15 protein-coding genes are annotated in these 15,257 nt (G+C 34.6%); 2 read left to right on the forward strand and 13 right to left on the reverse strand.

The window, feature by feature from the left end; genetic code table 11:
- Nucleotides 1–124: 124 nt before the first annotated feature.
- Together MKX31_RS11975 and MKX31_RS11980 are read right to left on the reverse strand one after the other, a co-directional pair.
- Nucleotides 125–574: a DUF6884 domain-containing protein gene (locus tag MKX31_RS11975; RefSeq protein ID WP_064475513.1), complete on the reverse strand. Its 450-nt coding sequence runs from the start codon at nucleotides 572–574 to the stop codon at nucleotides 125–127.
- Between the two features lie 20 nt (nucleotides 575–594).
- Nucleotides 595–1,800 (reverse strand): hypothetical protein, encoded by a 1,206-nt coding sequence (locus tag MKX31_RS11980; RefSeq protein ID WP_064475514.1) that lies wholly within the window; start codon nucleotides 1,798–1,800, stop codon nucleotides 595–597.
- Nucleotides 1,801–1,961: 161 nt separating this feature from the next.
- Between MKX31_RS11980 and MKX31_RS11985 the strand changes: the two genes are divergently transcribed.
- Nucleotides 1,962–2,159 (forward strand): DUF4017 family protein, encoded by a 198-nt coding sequence (locus MKX31_RS11985; protein ID WP_098112157.1) that lies wholly within the window; start codon nucleotides 1,962–1,964, stop codon nucleotides 2,157–2,159.
- 18 nt (nucleotides 2,160–2,177) lie between these two features.
- Here MKX31_RS11985 and MKX31_RS11990 read toward each other — a convergent pair whose 3' ends face one another.
- The 4 genes from MKX31_RS11990 to MKX31_RS12005 all read right to left on the reverse strand — a co-directional run bounded on the left by MKX31_RS11990 (nucleotide 2,178) and on the right by MKX31_RS12005 (nucleotide 6,430).
- The gene (locus tag MKX31_RS11990; protein ID WP_098103145.1) at nucleotides 2,178–3,824 is read right to left on the reverse strand and encodes a M3 family oligoendopeptidase; all 1,647 of its coding nucleotides are present in this window, start codon (nucleotides 3,822–3,824) and stop codon (nucleotides 2,178–2,180) included.
- Nucleotides 3,825–3,932: 108 nt separating this feature from the next.
- Complete coding sequence (gene ppaC, locus MKX31_RS11995) at nucleotides 3,933–4,862, reverse strand: manganese-dependent inorganic pyrophosphatase (protein WP_340980896.1); 930 nt, start codon at nucleotides 4,860–4,862, stop codon at nucleotides 3,933–3,935.
- Nucleotides 4,863–5,023: 161 nt separating this feature from the next.
- Entirely contained in the window at nucleotides 5,024–5,689 is a 666-nt protein-coding gene (locus MKX31_RS12000; RefSeq protein WP_064475516.1) for a lytic polysaccharide monooxygenase, read from the reverse strand.
- A gap of 237 nt (nucleotides 5,690–5,926) precedes the next feature.
- Entirely contained in the window at nucleotides 5,927–6,430 is a 504-nt protein-coding gene (locus MKX31_RS12005) for a GNAT family N-acetyltransferase (RefSeq protein WP_064475517.1), read from the reverse strand.
- Between the two features lie 105 nt (nucleotides 6,431–6,535).
- Here MKX31_RS12005 and MKX31_RS12010 point away from each other — a divergent pair, with 105 nt between their 5' ends.
- Complete coding sequence (locus tag MKX31_RS12010; RefSeq protein ID WP_064475518.1) at nucleotides 6,536–7,177, forward strand: HD domain-containing protein; 642 nt, start codon at nucleotides 6,536–6,538, stop codon at nucleotides 7,175–7,177.
- Between the two features lie 247 nt (nucleotides 7,178–7,424).
- On the opposite strand, the gene MKX31_RS12015 is transcribed toward MKX31_RS12010, so the two are convergent.
- The 7 genes from MKX31_RS12015 to MKX31_RS12045 form a co-directional block, all read right to left on the reverse strand.
- The gene (locus MKX31_RS12015) at nucleotides 7,425–7,862 is read right to left on the reverse strand and encodes a carboxymuconolactone decarboxylase (RefSeq protein WP_139326442.1); all 438 of its coding nucleotides are present in this window, start codon (nucleotides 7,860–7,862) and stop codon (nucleotides 7,425–7,427) included.
- A gap of 30 nt (nucleotides 7,863–7,892) precedes the next feature.
- Nucleotides 7,893–9,383 (reverse strand): alanine/glycine:cation symporter family protein, encoded by a 1,491-nt coding sequence (locus tag MKX31_RS12020; protein ID WP_064475519.1) that lies wholly within the window; start codon nucleotides 9,381–9,383, stop codon nucleotides 7,893–7,895.
- A gap of 130 nt (nucleotides 9,384–9,513) precedes the next feature.
- On the reverse strand, nucleotides 9,514–10,998 hold the full coding sequence (locus MKX31_RS12025) for an aldehyde dehydrogenase family protein (protein ID WP_064475520.1): 1,485 nt from the start codon (nucleotides 10,996–10,998) through the stop codon (nucleotides 9,514–9,516).
- Between the two features lie 18 nt (nucleotides 10,999–11,016).
- Nucleotides 11,017–11,913, reverse strand: coding sequence for a 4-hydroxy-tetrahydrodipicolinate synthase (gene dapA, locus MKX31_RS12030; RefSeq protein WP_064475521.1), 897 nt, complete (start codon nucleotides 11,911–11,913; stop codon nucleotides 11,017–11,019).
- A gap of 22 nt (nucleotides 11,914–11,935) precedes the next feature.
- Entirely contained in the window at nucleotides 11,936–12,877 is a 942-nt protein-coding gene (locus MKX31_RS12035) for a proline racemase family protein (RefSeq protein WP_064475522.1), read from the reverse strand.
- Nucleotides 12,874–13,911, reverse strand: coding sequence for a proline racemase family protein (locus MKX31_RS12040; protein ID WP_340980897.1), 1,038 nt, complete (start codon nucleotides 13,909–13,911; stop codon nucleotides 12,874–12,876). Before MKX31_RS12040 ends, MKX31_RS12035 begins: the two co-directional genes overlap by 4 nt.
- Nucleotides 13,908–15,083, reverse strand: a complete 1,176-nt coding sequence (locus MKX31_RS12045) for an NAD(P)/FAD-dependent oxidoreductase (RefSeq protein WP_340980898.1) — start codon at nucleotides 15,081–15,083, stop codon at nucleotides 13,908–13,910. Before MKX31_RS12045 ends, MKX31_RS12040 begins: the two co-directional genes overlap by 4 nt.
- Between the last annotated feature and the right edge of the window lie 174 nt (nucleotides 15,084–15,257).

Here is a 15,257-nt window from a genome sequence, read left to right on the forward strand (position 1 = left end):
ACCTAATATATTTAAAGAGATTACTACAAAGAAAAAAGCCCAATATTTGAGCTTTAAATTAATATGTATTTTCTATTTTTTTGCTCACAATATATATAACTAAAAAGCTCTTACAACAAGTTGGCTATAGTTCCTTTCCTTCCCCCACAGCCCCTTTCAACCTCTGTAACATATATCCAATTCCTTTACATCCTGCTAACGGATACGTAATGTTTTCTTCTGGATATAATTGTGTCACTACTTTCTTATGCTTCTTGCCTGCAAGTAAAACAATTTCATCAAACTGAAGCAAGTCTTTTTCAATCATCTGTTGTTTTAATTGTTCCACGCTAATAATCTCATCGCTTTTTGAATCAAATGCAAGGTCATAGTTTTCTAGAACAATATCATTTGGTCTTAAAAATCCATGCTTCGCCGATAAGATAACCCAATTCTCGAAAAACAGAGTTGCATACGCCTGACATGCTTTTCCGAACGGGCTAATATATACATCTTTTGCCTCCATCGGTCCGAAATCTGGATACTTATCCCAAATCTTCTTTTTTCCGCATGGAATTATGCATAACCTTTTCATCTTTATTTCTTACCTCACTTCTAACTTTTTAAATATAAAAATATAGAATTCTCTTCTTCTTCATACTCAGCTTCTATATCACCAACACCCACTACGTTCCAACCATTATTTGTTACTATCGGCTTTTCATTCATTATAATATGAACTTGTGTCATATTTTTAAAATTTTCTTCAAAAGATGCTAAAACAGGTTGATTTATCATATATGTTTTATTATGTATACATACACTTAAAAAGGTTTTATGTAACGCTTTATTTTTGTTTAATTTTACATTCATTGGATTAAACGAATTTAATTTTATATTCCCTACAATATACAGATGATACCCTTCTTCTTTATAAAATTGCATAAAATCCTTATCCCTTTCGTTTTGTACAAAATGAAGGATTTGCTTCGTTTCTTTACTTATTGCAAATTCATTATTTAAACTTAAAACAACATTAATGTTTTGTTTTAAAAAAGCATATAATGATTTATCACTATTAAAGAAGCTCGTTCTCCATTCAGAATGCATCTCATCTAATAATAAACATAAAAGCATTCCTGAGCTATAGCAACTCTTCCTAATGTTACAATTAGCATCATATATATCTAAAATAAGTCCGCTATATTTTCGTAATGTTTCACTTTCATCATTTTTACATACTGCAATGTGGGCGTTCATTTCAACATACCAAGCAGGCCCCTCTATACTTTCAACCATACACTCATAAGTGATAAACTCTTCTTTCATAAAACTAGTTCTTTGCTCTCTTAGTTCAATAAATTGCTTAATATAATTATATTTCTCAGCTTGTGACTTACAATGCACAGCATCATATAAACACATTCGTTCTTTATTTCGCAATTCTATATTTCCCTCTATTATAGGATATTGAAATCCTAAAGTTTCATTTGGAAATCTACTTTCTTTATTCAAATATTGATAGCAATGAAAAAGTTCGTGCACCACAACTGCAAGTAAACTTTCATAATCTCTATGCCTATTCATATTCACGATGGCAGTCGGATAATCTTTTAATAGGATAAATGTATCAGCCTTAAATTGTTCATCCCGCTTTAAAATGGCATACTCACCATCATCTTTCAAAAATAATGGATGATGAAATACATACACATGCTCATCATTATATAGTGCAAATGCAGCCCTATTAAAACCAGGCCATAGTGTATTCAATAATTCTATACTTACATCTTTCTTTATTCGATTTAATATATTGTTCATTATATGTAACACCCCTATATCATTCTACATACACCTATTCTATTCCACTTAATAACAACCCTTTTATTTACATAAATGTTAGAAAAACATATATCTTTTCTCAAACTATAATGTATTATACAAATATACATGTGATAATTTTATGAAAAGGAGGTGAACAAATGAAAAATATAATCCCTGCACTAGTACTCTATATTATTGTTTGCATAATCGCTATGATTGCTCCAGCATCTGAAGGTTATAATCATATTGGCTGGAAGTTGTTTGTTGGGCAAGCGTATGCCATACCTATTTTCATCATTGCGGCTATTATTCCATTTTATATAAACAAGAAAAAATCTACGAACAAACAGTTATAAGGATAGCAAATGCTATCCTTATTTTAATTCATTAATTAGATCAAAAATTACACTTGCAGTACTTTCTATCCTTTCTTCCGAAAAGTCAAACGTGATACCTGTTTTTTCATATATTTCTTGCATGGATAAATTCCAATCTGCACTCGCACCTTCTTTAAAGAAAGCAATCGCTTTTTCTGGGTCTTCTCGATAAATTTGAAACAATTGCATTGCTCCTATTTGTGCAATTGCATATTCAATTTTATAAAAAGGAAACTGAATAAAATGAAATGATTCTAACCAACTTGAACTAATTTCATCTTCTAATCCAGCAATATCGACTGATGAATATTGATACCTTTCGCATAGTTCCATATATTTCTTATCACGTTCTCCTGGAGTATGGTTTGGATTTGAATACAGCCAGTGCTGAAATACATCTCCTGCAATTGACGACATTAACAGTGAGAAAGCACGATATAATTGTACGCGCTGTACTTCTTTATATTCATCCTCTTGCTTATAAAAGATATCCAGCTTATCCATTACTAGCAACTCAAGACTGAGAGAATAAAGCTCAGCCACTTCTTCGCGAAGATATTTTTCTTGCATACTACTATCATTGTTAAATTGTTTATAAAAATGAAAGGCATGCCCTACTTCATGTATAAGTGCATTAATTGCATAAAATGATGGACTAAAATTAGAATACACAAAAACCTCTTTACTATGAGGCAAGGTAAAACAAGCGGCTCCTGGCGCTTTATTTTCACGTTCTTCTACGTCAATGAATCCAGCTTTCCTTATATGAATAAATTTCTCATAAAAATATAAATCAGTCTTCCGAAACACTTCTTCCACCCCATACAATAAATCAACGGTATTTTGAAATGGGACTTTTAGTAAATTACAAGGCGTTAGATCCCACGGGCGATACGTTTTTACACCGAGATTCTTTTTAGAAAGACTTCCCAACTGTTTCCAAATTGGTACAACATACTTTTCTATAGATTCATGAAGTTTATAACACTCTTCAATACTATAATCTCTATTTTTTTGTTTAAAAGCATATTCACTATAATTATTAAATCCTGCATGTAAAGCTGTCTCATTCCGCAATTGTACGAGTTCATTCATAATACAATCTATTTCTATTTTCACTACACTTCTTGCTTCACATAAAGCGTACCAAGCTTTTTCACGAATAGCTCTATTAGGGTTATCTAGCTTTGCTTTTACATATGCATACGTCTTTTGCTCGCCTTCCCAATTAATAGATATGTTAGACATTATTTCTCTATATTTCGTAATAAGCTCTTGCTCTTTAATGGTAAGAGCAATGTTCTTGTCATTAAACATTTTACTTTTTATCAATCTTGCTTTTGTCATAAAACCGTATTTCTGCTCATCTAATAAGTCGGAAAACGGAGACTCTATAAATTTCTGGTCAAATTTTGCATTGTATCTTTTTAAAAGTGGTTGAATTGTATTTTGATTATACATATGTAAATTACGTTTATTTCTGTCATTTGTATCTCTATACGTGGCGATTAAACTACTTGTTATCTCCTCTTCTATTTCAGCAGTTACACTCTGTTCATCCAAAAGCCAATTCTCTAATTCTGAAACAGAAGTAATATTTCGCTCTAAAAGTGACTGTAATTTACTCTCCAAATCATTAAGCATACACAATCCTCCTGTTTTAAAATTTTAATTTTCTGTTTTTTAGAGATAGAAAAGGACAAATAGCCAATCCGACTACTTGTCCTTGCTGTTTATCTGTACTTAATAAAATTAAGCTTGGAATGCTTCTGTTAATACTGGTACGATTTGTTTTTTACGAGATACAACACCTTTTAATGTAGCAGTGTTGTTTTCTAGAGATACGTTGTATGCTTTCTCAACAACGTTTGCTGCTTTACCGATCGCAAGACCGACAGAATCGTTAGTTAAGATATCAGTTACAACGAATAAGAATAGGTCTAAACCTTTTTCTTCTACTACTGCAGAGATAACTTTTTCAAGTTCCCCTTGGTGTACAAGAACGTCGTTTGTATCAACAGCGTTTACTTGTGCGATTTCAACTTTCGCATTACCCATTTGGAATTCTTTAGCGTCAAGAGAGATTAATTGCTCCATTGTTTTTCCGCTTAAGTCAGCACCAGCTTTTAACATTTCTAAGCCGTAGCTATCAGCATCTACACCAGCGATTTCCGCTAATTCACGAGCTGCTGCTACGTCTTGCTCTGTGCAAGTTGGAGATTTGAATAGTAAAGAATCTGAAATGATTGCAGATAACATTAAGCCTGCAACTTCTTTACGAATTGTAACGCCATTTTCTTTGTACATTTTGTTTAAGATTGTAGCTGTACAACCAACTGGCTCACAACGGTAGTAAATAGGATCGCTTGTTTCAAAGTTAGCAATACGGTGATGGTCAATAACTTCTAACACACGAACAGATTCGATATCGTTAGCACTTTGTTGACGCTCGTTATGATCAACTAAAATAACGTTGTCCACTTCGCTTGCAACTGTCTCAACAAAACGCGGTCCTTCTACTTTAAAATGATCTAACGCAAATTGAGTTTCACCGCTGATTTCACCTAAACGTACAGGCTCAGCATTCATTCCTAATTCTTTTTTCAATTCTGCATAAGCAATTGCAGAACAAATTGCATCTGTATCTGGGTTTTTATGCCCGAAAACTAGTACTTTTTCCATGTTTTCCACCTCTTCATGAAAAGGATATCTTAAAGAAGCAAATATGACAATATTTAAAGCCCATTTTTTTATAAATAATTGCACTTTCTTCTATATTTTTCATCGTTTTTCGGAAAAAAGATCATCTAAAATGAATTAGATGATCGAAATGTATATTTTATTTAAAATAAGGTAGGAGCCTGCACTACATGATTTAGCGCGAAATTTGATGCTAAACCGTTATTTACAAGGTTAACATCTATAACTTGATAAAATGCATTCCCAGTATCTGCAATTTCCCAAACAGCTAAAATAAGGTGATATCCATTTCTATCAGTAGGTACATTTGCTTCATGTGTTACTGAAGTTCCTGGTCTAGTTCCTCCATCATTTTTCACATAGAATGGCACTAAATCTAAATCAGACCTTGTTAACGGCTTATTTGGATTCCAATCTTTTTTCGTAATATAGTATTTCCATTCTTTCGTACTATGAGGTGCCGTTAGTTTCCACTTGAATGTATTCGTCCCGCCGTTTAACGTAACTTTCTTCCACCTATCAACTGTTTGAACGTCTAAAGCAGGAAAATGGCCAGCTCCGGCAATTTGTCCATCAGAAGGTCCTAATTGCGGGAATCCACCTATTCCTTCTACACTTTGTGGCTCATATTGAATCGGTCCGCAATTCACATTTACCCCTTGCTTACATAAATAAGAACGGCTTGCTGGTGATTCAACATATCCATGAGCTGAAGCTTTCTCTGAAAAACCGAAAGTTAACAATCCCGTAAGTAATATGCTACCACTTAACATAACTTTCTTCACCTTCTGTAAACCTTTCGTTTTCATCCCGACATCCCCTTTCGCATAATAAAGCGAAAACAACTATAGTTGCCTAGTCATCTCCTCTACATTCATTATAAGATGAGAGACTATACAAACATAACCCTCTAAAAACTTTCTCAAATTCAATTAGTACATTAAATTAATTTTATTGATACATTCAAATAACACCGCTAGAGAAATATAGGCGGTGTTAAAAATCGGAGTTTATTATTTTTAGCATAATAGCTTTTTAATCATAACTTATAAAACTTTATAATAAATAACTGTAGCATCTAAATCACCACTCGGAGAAATTGCGTATTCTGGTATTTTTCCAACTTCTTTATAGTCTAATGATTTATACAATCTATTAGAAGGGTCTCCTTCTCTCGTATCTAGTACAATAAGAGACCTTTTTTCTTGCTTTGCTCGCTCCTCTGCTTTTTGCATAAGTAAACGCCCAATGCCATTACGTCTAAAGTTTGGATGAGTCATTAACTTACAAATTTCAGCTCTATGAATCCCATTAAGTTTTGTAACTAAATGTAATTGAATACTCCCGGCCACTTCATTATTTATTTTAGCGACATATAAGATTACTTCTGGTGCTAATACAGTTTCCCAATACTTCGCTGATTCTTTCCGTTCCAGTGGAGGTAAAAAACCAATTGACGCCCCATCATTTACAACCGTTTTCAAAAGTTTAGAAAGCTCTTCCACATCATCTTTTATTTGCTTAATTTCTTCAATTACTACATTTTGCATTACTAATCCCCCTTTTATGTCATTGTACCAAGTTTTAAGGAAGGAAAAATGAATTACTAAGATGAAATTATTTAAAGTACAATTTTTTAGAGAAAGGATACCTATATGAAGTATATATTAGATAGGACATATGCAAGAGAATTACTCGAGTGGGCATATAAACAAAGCCCAGGTCCGTGGTTCGAACATTCATGTAATGTTGCCCTTGCAACTGAAAAGATAGTTGTAGAACTTATTAATAATGGGTATGACCTAAATGCTGACATAGCATATAATGCTGCTCTGCTACATGATATAGGAAGGTATAAAGGTTTTACTAAATCTGTTATTCATTCCTATGATGGTTATATGTATATGAATGATTTAGGGTATACAGGAAACGCAATTATTTGCGTGACACACTCTTTCCCGTGCAAAAATGAGCATTTAAATATCGCAGCGGAGTGGAGCCTTGTTCCTGATTATATGAAAAGCCAATTAATTGAAATATTAAATGAAAATAGTGACTACGACTTATACAGTAAGGTCATTACCCTTTGTGACGCACTTGCTGATGCGGAAGGCTTTACTACTCTTGAAAAAAGATTGATTTCAGTTGGTTTACGACATGGAACAACCCCTCATTCCTCTTTACATTGGAAAGGTTTCTACACAATTAAAAACGAATTAGAATCTTTAATCAGTAAGAGTATATACAGAGTTCTTCCTGACGTAGAGAAATCGATTTATAAAAATATGGAATATTAAATTACATACAACTTAATAACGATAGAATTTGTATGTAAACAAAAGAACAAAACAAAAGCTATTGATTATATGAAACAATTAAAACTTTTTAGAAAATCTTAAAACTAAATAAATAATTGTGCTTTCACATTCCCACAAATTTAAAAACCTTACTTTATTACATCACATACCAGATAATTTTTATACTCAAATTTAATCTCACGTAAAAGAACGTTTTAAACATAAAGTTTAAAACGTTCTTTTATATTCAATGCTTTTGATTTTTCAGTTCACTTAAACACTCTTGTACTAATGTTACTGCTTGACTCATTGCAGCTCCGCCAGCAAATGCTGCTGAAACACCGCATGCTTCCAGAATTTCTTTATCTGAACACCCTTGATCAAGACAACCTTTTGTATGATAAATGGTACAGTACTCATCTTGCGTTGCTAGACTAATTCCTAATGCAATAAGTTGTTTTTCTCTTTTTGTTAAAGAACCCTCTTGAAAACAAGCTTGCGTGAATGCATTATATGTTTCAGCAATTTCAGGGATTTGGTTAGTAAAACTACCGATACCTTCTTTATAATGATGTAGAACATCATTTACTGAACTATGTTGTTCGTGTTCCATCTTATTATTACCCCCATTCAAATTATGTGTACCTATTGTAGTATGTGATGAAAAGAAGGCAATATACCTCATTTAAAAGAATGAATATTCAGTTTATTCAAGTTACAATTTCAGACTATCATCTACTACAGATTGTTCCTTATAGTTTTTCCTTTCAATCTCTTTACTTCTCTCTTCCCAAAAAACTAATCCTTCAATCCCAACATTTTTAGGATTAAATACTGGATCTTTCCCTTCTTTTTTCTGTGCTTCATAATCTTTTAACACTTTTAATGCGATTTTACTTAATAGTAGAATCGCAATTAAGTTTAACCATGCCATACTACCGATTCCTAAATCTCCAAGATTCCATAAAAGCGACGCTGATTCAACGCTACCGATGTAAACCATAATTAAAAATCCAATTTTTAAAACTGGTTTTAACCAGCTATGTTTAAGATCACGATCTAAATAAGTAAGCGTCGTTTCAGCAATATAGTAGTATGCGAGTAATGTTGTAAATGCGAAGAAGAAAATTGCGATTGAAATAAATAATGGACCAAACCCTGTCATAACAGTTTCAACTGCTTGTTGTGTATATATCGGACCTGCATCAACATTCCCTATGTTCTTTACAATAGCGCTTTTCCCTTCCGGTATAACATTATACATACCTGTTATTAAAATCATAAGAGCTGTCGCTGTACATACAACAATAGTATCGATATATACAGAAAATGCTTGAACTAATCCTTGTTTTGCAGGATGGGATACTTCAGCAGCAGCGGAGCTATACGTCGCTTCTCCAACACCTGCAACATTTGAAAATACAGCGCGCTTTACGCCCCATGCAATTGCTGCACCGACGATTCCGCCAAACATTTCATTTACACCAAAAGCACTAGAGAAAATTAAAGCGAACATACTTGGAATTTCTGTTACATTCGCAATTAATACGATACATGTAACAATTACATAACCAATTGCCATAAATGGAACAAGCATTTGCGAAACGCCCGCAATTCTCCTTACGCCACCAAAAATGATTGATGCTAATAAAATAACTAATAATATTCCAGTTATATATTTGCTAATGCCATTAGAGTTTTCAAATCCAACTGCGATACTACTAGACTGAATACCTGGTAATAAAACGCCATATGAAAGTGTTACAACAACCGCTACAATGACTGCAAACCATTTCATTTTCAGGCCTTTTTCAATGAAATATGGTGTACCACCGCGGTATTCATTTCCGACTTTACTTTTATATACTTGAGATAATGTTGATTCAACAAATGCACTCGCTGCTCCTAAAAGAGCCATTACCCACATCCAAAACACGGCTCCCGGTCCGCCAAAAGCGATAGCTGTCGCGACCCCTGCGATATTACCTATTCCAACCCTACCTGATAAGGCTAAACAAAATGCTTGAAAGGATGAAATTCCCGTCTCCGAGCTCTTCCCTTCAAATAATAGTTTAATCATCTCTTTAAAATAACGAATTTGCAGAAAACGAGTGGCAATTGTAAAATACACACCTGCCCCTAATGCAAAAACAACTAACCCAATACTCCATACTTGCCCTACTAACCACTCTACTAATTGCTCCATCCAAATCCCCCTTAACATTCTTTTGAAAACTATTTTATATATAAGAAAACGGACAACTATTATTAAACCTTCCAGTTGTCCGCAGCTCTTATTATTGCACCCCTCTATTTATTAACAGTTAGATTCTCTATTACTTTATATTTACCCAAACGCTTTTCACTTCTGTATAGTTATCAAGCGCATATGAACCTAACTCACGACCGATACCAGATTGTTTAAAGCCACCAAATGGTGCAGCTGCATTTTCTAAATTATAATCATTAATCCATACTGTTCCTGCTTTTAATTTATTAGCAACTTGATGTCCTGTTTTAATATTTTGTGTCCATACGCCCGCTGCGAGTCCGTATGAAGAGCGATTTGCTCTTTCGATTACCTCTTCTGTTGAATCAAATGGAAGTACAACGACAACTGGTCCAAAAATTTCTTCTTTCACAATTGTCATATCATCAGTAACATTTGTGAATACTGTCGGCTGTACAAAATATCCTTTTTCAAATGCCCGTTCACCACCAGCAGCAACAGTAGCACCTTCTGCCTTTCCTTGTTCAATGTAATGTAGAACACGCTCTTGTTGCTTTTTAGATACAAGTGGACCCATTTCCGTTTCCTTCTCCATACCTGCTCCAAGCTTCACGTTATTCGCCATTTTCACTAGTTCATTTACGACTGTTTCGTAATGTTTTCGGTGAACGAATACGCGAGATCCGGCACTACAATTTTGGCCGTGATTATACATAATGCCGTGGAATGCACCGTTAATCGCTTCTTCTAAATCAGCATCTTCTAAAATGATATTTGGTGATTTACCACCAAGTTCTAACGTTACATGTTTAATTGTTTCTGCAGATTGACGCATAATATATTTTCCTGTAACTGTTGAACCTGTGAAGGCTACTTTATCAATATCATGATGGTTTACGATTGCAGCTCCTGCTTCTGGGCCAAAACCTGGAACAAAGTTTACAACACCGTTTGGAAAACCTGCTTCTTTAAAGAGCTTCGCTGTATATAATAACGATAAAGGCGTTTGCTCTGCTGGTTTTAATACGATTGTACAACCTGTTGCTAGTGCAGCTCCCATTTTCCAAGAAGACATAACGAGTGGAAAATTCCAAGGAATAATTTGACCTACAACGCCAACAGGTTCATGGCGTGTGTAATTTAAGTAATCTTTTGAAATCGGAATCGTTTGCCCGATAATTTTTGTAGCCCATCCTGCATAATAGCGATAATTTTCTACAGTCGCTGCAATATCATCATCCAGTGCTACTTGATATGGTTTCCCATTATCTAAAGCTTCTAACTGCGCTAATTCTTCTCCATGCTCTTCAATTAAGTCTGCTAATTTATAAATAAGGTGCGCTCTTTCAGCGGTAGTCATTTCTGCCCAAGGTCCTGATTCAAATGCAGATCTTGCCGCTTTTACAGCGACATCAATATCATCTTCTTGCGCTTCACATACGACAGCCAGAACATCTTCTGTTGCTGGATTGTATGTCTCAAATGTCTTCCCGCTAATGGAAGGAACAAATTCACCATTAATAAACATTTTAATTTCTTCATTTAAAAACGCTTTCACTTTTGGTCTCAGCTCAATGTTTGTCGCTAACATATATGATCTCCTCCTTATTTAAACAGCTGCATGAGCTGCAATTTTTGAAATAATCGTTTGAAGTTTTTGATCTTCTTCTTCAGTTAATCCGAGTCTCGGATAACGAGAAGGCCCCCCCGCTTGTCCGTGTAATTCCATTGAGCGTTTAACGATTTGTACATATTTTCCTGATCCTTCAAGAAACTCGCAAAGAGGTAAAATAGCATCGTTTATTTCCCAGGCTTTTTCTAATTCACCATTTTGGAAATGCTCATGCATTTTCGTAACAAGTCCCGGTACAATATTTCCTGCTACTGAAACCCATCCCGTTGCACCTACTAAATAAGATTCCATAACTAAATCTTCAGATCCACAGAATACTTGAAAAGCACCTTCGCCTTGTCTTACTAAATCTCTTGCTTTACGAATATCTCCGCTAGATTCTTTAATATGTGTAACATTTTCACATTCTTTTCCAATACGTAGCATGAGCTCTGTACTCATATTGATACCAGATGTAAACGGATTATTGTATAACATAATTGGTATATTTACAGCGTTTGAGATTTCTTTAAAATGAAAATAAATTTCCTCTTCTTTCGGCTTACAATAGTACGAGTTAATAATTAATGCGCAATCCGCTCCGTGTGCTTCTGCATGTTTCGTATATTCAATCGTTTCTTTCGTCGTTTCTGCTGCAGTTCCTACAATAACTGGAATACGGCCATCAACTTCTTTTAATACTGTTTCTACCATTTTAAATCGTTCTTCTTTTGATAAACTAACAAACTCACCTGTGCTTCCATTAATAATAATGCCAGCTACCTTTTGATCGATAAAATAGTTTACGTTTTGTTTTACACCGTTCCAATTAATTTCTTGAAACTCATCCATCGGTGTGATCAATACTGGAAATGCCCCTTTAATTTTTTTCATATTTATCTCTCCCTTTACTATTTTATTTTAATAAAAATCCTGTCGGAAATGGATCTGTAGGGTCTAATAGAAACGTCTGCATCCCTGTAATAAATCCTCTACTTTCAAAACTGAAAATGTAACCCGTTTCTTCCTTCTTCACTTTTTCAACTGTTATAAAGCTATTAAATATACTTTCATTTATAAAAGGTTTATCCGCCAAATAATCATTTTTAAATAACGCATGAACATAAGATACAATAGTAGAAACAAAACCTGGCGAACGTACGATAAAGTTATCTTCATGAAATGTAATCGACTTTATATAGTTCTTATCTTTCTGCGAAGAATCTACTAAAATAAGCCTTTTTATTAACGACTGTTTTTGTATAGCTTGTAGTGTAGCTTCTCCCCATTTTTTCAATTCAGAAATGTTTTCAATACGAATGTCTGGTGAATACGTATCTTTTTCTACAACTGCATATACTTTATCTGCTTGAATGAGAGAGTAACTTATATTACCCACTTGTAAATTTTTCTCAATCCTATAACATAGTTTACTTTCAAACGAAACTGATACAACTTCATCATTCTCTACATACGCATGGATTGAAAATATACCAGATAGCGTTTCGATTTTGTATTGGTTCGTCTCTCTCTTTTTTAAATACCCGCTTTCTAGTAACATCGTTATTACTGCGACAATGCCTCCATAATGAAGCGGCATGGATCCTTCATGATTAAAAAATAATACAGCGGCATCGACTTCCATATGAATAGAAGGAACGACAATACATCCATTTAATCCGATAAAACCACGTGGCTCATTTAATAAAAGCTTCATTCCTTCTGCTAATTCACCTGAAATTTGTTCGTTTAATTGCTCTAAACTGTAGTAGTATTTGCATGGTACATCTTTCATTACACGAAATGCTTCACCATTTACATGTACGTCTACTGTTGTATACATTTTTTGAATGTTCATTTTACATCCTCCGTTTCATGTTCCATCGGCGGAATTAGCAAAAAGCCTTCTTTCAGTGGGTCCTTTTCATTATAAAAAAATCTATGCATCCCCATAAGCCAAGCTGAACCTGTAATTTTCGTTACGACAGCTTCAATATTTTCTACAGATGTTGTATTTATGACGCACCCTTTAAATAAAGAGCCAACGATACTCTCATGAATAAACTCTTCATCCACTTCAATTTTTTGATTTGCGTATAATACAGCTAACTTCGCTGATGTTCCTGTACCACATGGAGAACGATCAATTCCTCCTGGCGGAACGACAACTGTATTTTTCACATGAGCACTTTCATGAGTAGGATCTGTATAAAATTCAATATGGGTTAACCCTCTAATAAACGAGTACTGCGGATGAATGATTTCAAATTCCTCATTAATGATATTTCTAATATGAATTGCCTTATCGATAATTGTAGATGCATTTTCCGGTACTAACTCTAAACCTACTGACTTCGCATCGATAATGGCATAAAAATTCCCTCCATACGCAATATCTGCTTCTACAGTTCCAATTCCTTCAACTTGTACAGTAATATGTTTCAGTAAAAAAGCTGGTATGTTACAGAAAGAGACTTCTTTCGCTTTTCCATCTTGAACAAAGATATCAACTTCAACTAAGCCCGCTGGCGTGTCTAACTTTAACAAAGTAATCGGTTCAACTACCGGAATTAAACCTGATTCAATTAAAGCTGTACATACACCAATTGTATCGTGACCACACATTGGTAAATATCCACCTGTCTCTATGTATATAACACCAATATCTGCTTCAGGATGACATGGATCTGTTAATAATGCTCCTGACATTACATCATGACCACGCGGTTCATTCATTAACAATTTGCGAATCCAGTCATACTCCTTTTTCATATGTAACATCTTCTCTGCCATCGTCTCTCCAATTAACTTTGGAAGTCCGCTTATCAATGTCCTCGTCGGATTCCCGCCCGTATGTGTATCAATCGTCGTAAAGACTCTTTGTGACCTCATCCGTTTAACACCCTTTCTGTAAAACGACTCAAACGAAGTGGTTCAATAGGAATGATTGTTTCTTTTTCATTTAACAACTCTTCAATCACTTTCCCTGTAACTGCTGCCAGGCTAATGCCATCCCCTTCATGCCCCGCGGCGATAAAGTAGTTCGGGATATGTTCCACGCGTGAAATGATTGGCAAATGATCTTCTGTCCACGGGCGTAATCCAGCATATGAACGAATCACCATCATATCCGCCATTTTCGGATAAAAACGAATTGCTCTGTTTGCAATACATTTAATAACCTCGTTGTTTATCTTCGTATGAAAGCCTACAAACTCTCTACTACTACCAATTAAAAAATTTTGGCTTTCTGTCGGCTCAAACACAAGAGCTATCCCATATTTCTCAGTTAAAGCATCCACTTTTCGTTTTCCGCCAAATTTAGAAATTAAATAACCAAATTCCATTACTTTACGGCAACCAACGTGTTGTTGCCTTGAAGCTACAATAATATGTCCTTTTCTCGGTTCAATTGGGATATTTACATCCAACATTTCTCCGATTTTTGGAGCCCACACACCAGCTGCGTTCACCACTTGCTTCGCGGTAAACGTCCCGTTAGTCGTTTCTACAATAAAGGAACCGTCTATATCTCTTTTCATTTCTTTTACTTCCGTATAATTAAAAGCTTTCGCACCCATTTTTTTCGACTCTGCTAAAAGTGAAAATGCAAGGAGATATGGATTTACAGTAGAATCCGTTGCGCATTCTAAACCACCCAATAAATCGTCCGCAAAAAATGGCGATTCCGCTCTTATATCTTGCCTATCAAGCATTCGGAACGGTAACCCAACTTCTTTTTGACGATTCACCCATTGCTGTGCTGCTGCCATTTCTTCATCTGATTCACATACGAGAATACTTCCTGGCGCCCTATATTCAAATGAGTGCTCTAACTCTTCACTTAAATCATTTACTAATTTTTGACTTACTAACGACATTTGACTATCAAATCCTGGGTCTTTATCAATAGCCAAAATATTCCCGTCACACCGTGAAGACGTCCCACTGACAAATTCTCCTTTTTCAATGATTGTTACGTCTCTTCCATATTTTGATGTGTAATAAGCGATAGAACAGCCTATAATTCCACCACCTATTATTAAAACGTCACAGTGCCTCACGTAGCACCCCTCCCTTCTTTTTAATTCCTCACTTTCTTTCATGCAATTGACGTGCCAACTATACATATATACACTTTTTATAAAAAATATTTTTATTTGTAAAAATATTTCAAATTTATCGTAAATAGGTGTATTATTTTTTTATCACTGTCAAAATTTTTATACATAACAGGA

The sequence above is a fragment of the Bacillus sp. FSL M8-0063 genome (assembly GCF_038005545.1).
GTDB lineage: Bacteria > Bacillota > Bacilli > Bacillales > Bacillaceae_G > Bacillus_A > Bacillus_A wiedmannii.

Coding starts and splice junctions, on each gene's coding strand:
- MKX31_RS11975 (WP_064475513.1), bottom strand. CDS start 574: ATGAAAAGGTTATGCATAATTCCATGCGGAAAAAAGAAGATTTGGGAT.
- MKX31_RS11980 (WP_064475514.1), bottom strand. CDS start 1,800: ATGAACAATATATTAAATCGAATAAAGAAAGATGTAAGTATAGAATTA.
- MKX31_RS11985 (WP_098112157.1), top strand. CDS start 1,962: ATGAAAAATATAATCCCTGCACTAGTACTCTATATTATTGTTTGCATA.
- MKX31_RS11990 (WP_098103145.1), bottom strand. CDS start 3,824: ATGCTTAATGATTTGGAGAGTAAATTACAGTCACTTTTAGAGCGAAAT.
- ppaC (WP_340980896.1), bottom strand. CDS start 4,862: ATGGAAAAAGTACTAGTTTTCGGGCATAAAAACCCAGATACAGATGCA.
- MKX31_RS12000 (WP_064475516.1), bottom strand. CDS start 5,689: ATGAAAACGAAAGGTTTACAGAAGGTGAAGAAAGTTATGTTAAGTGGT.
- MKX31_RS12005 (WP_064475517.1), bottom strand. CDS start 6,430: ATGCAAAATGTAGTAATTGAAGAAATTAAGCAAATAAAAGATGATGTG.
- MKX31_RS12010 (WP_064475518.1), top strand. CDS start 6,536: ATGAAGTATATATTAGATAGGACATATGCAAGAGAATTACTCGAGTGG.
- MKX31_RS12015 (WP_139326442.1), bottom strand. CDS start 7,862: ATGAGGTATATTGCCTTCTTTTCATCACATACTACAATAGGTACACAT.
- MKX31_RS12020 (WP_064475519.1), bottom strand. CDS start 9,383: ATGGAGCAATTAGTAGAGTGGTTAGTAGGGCAAGTATGGAGTATTGGG.
- MKX31_RS12025 (WP_064475520.1), bottom strand. CDS start 10,998: ATGTTAGCGACAAACATTGAGCTGAGACCAAAAGTGAAAGCGTTTTTA.
- dapA (WP_064475521.1), bottom strand. CDS start 11,913: ATGAAAAAAATTAAAGGGGCATTTCCAGTATTGATCACACCGATGGAT.
- MKX31_RS12035 (WP_064475522.1), bottom strand. CDS start 12,877: ATGAACATTCAAAAAATGTATACAACAGTAGACGTACATGTAAATGGT.
- MKX31_RS12040 (WP_340980897.1), bottom strand. CDS start 13,911: ATGAGGTCACAAAGAGTCTTTACGACGATTGATACACATACGGGCGGG.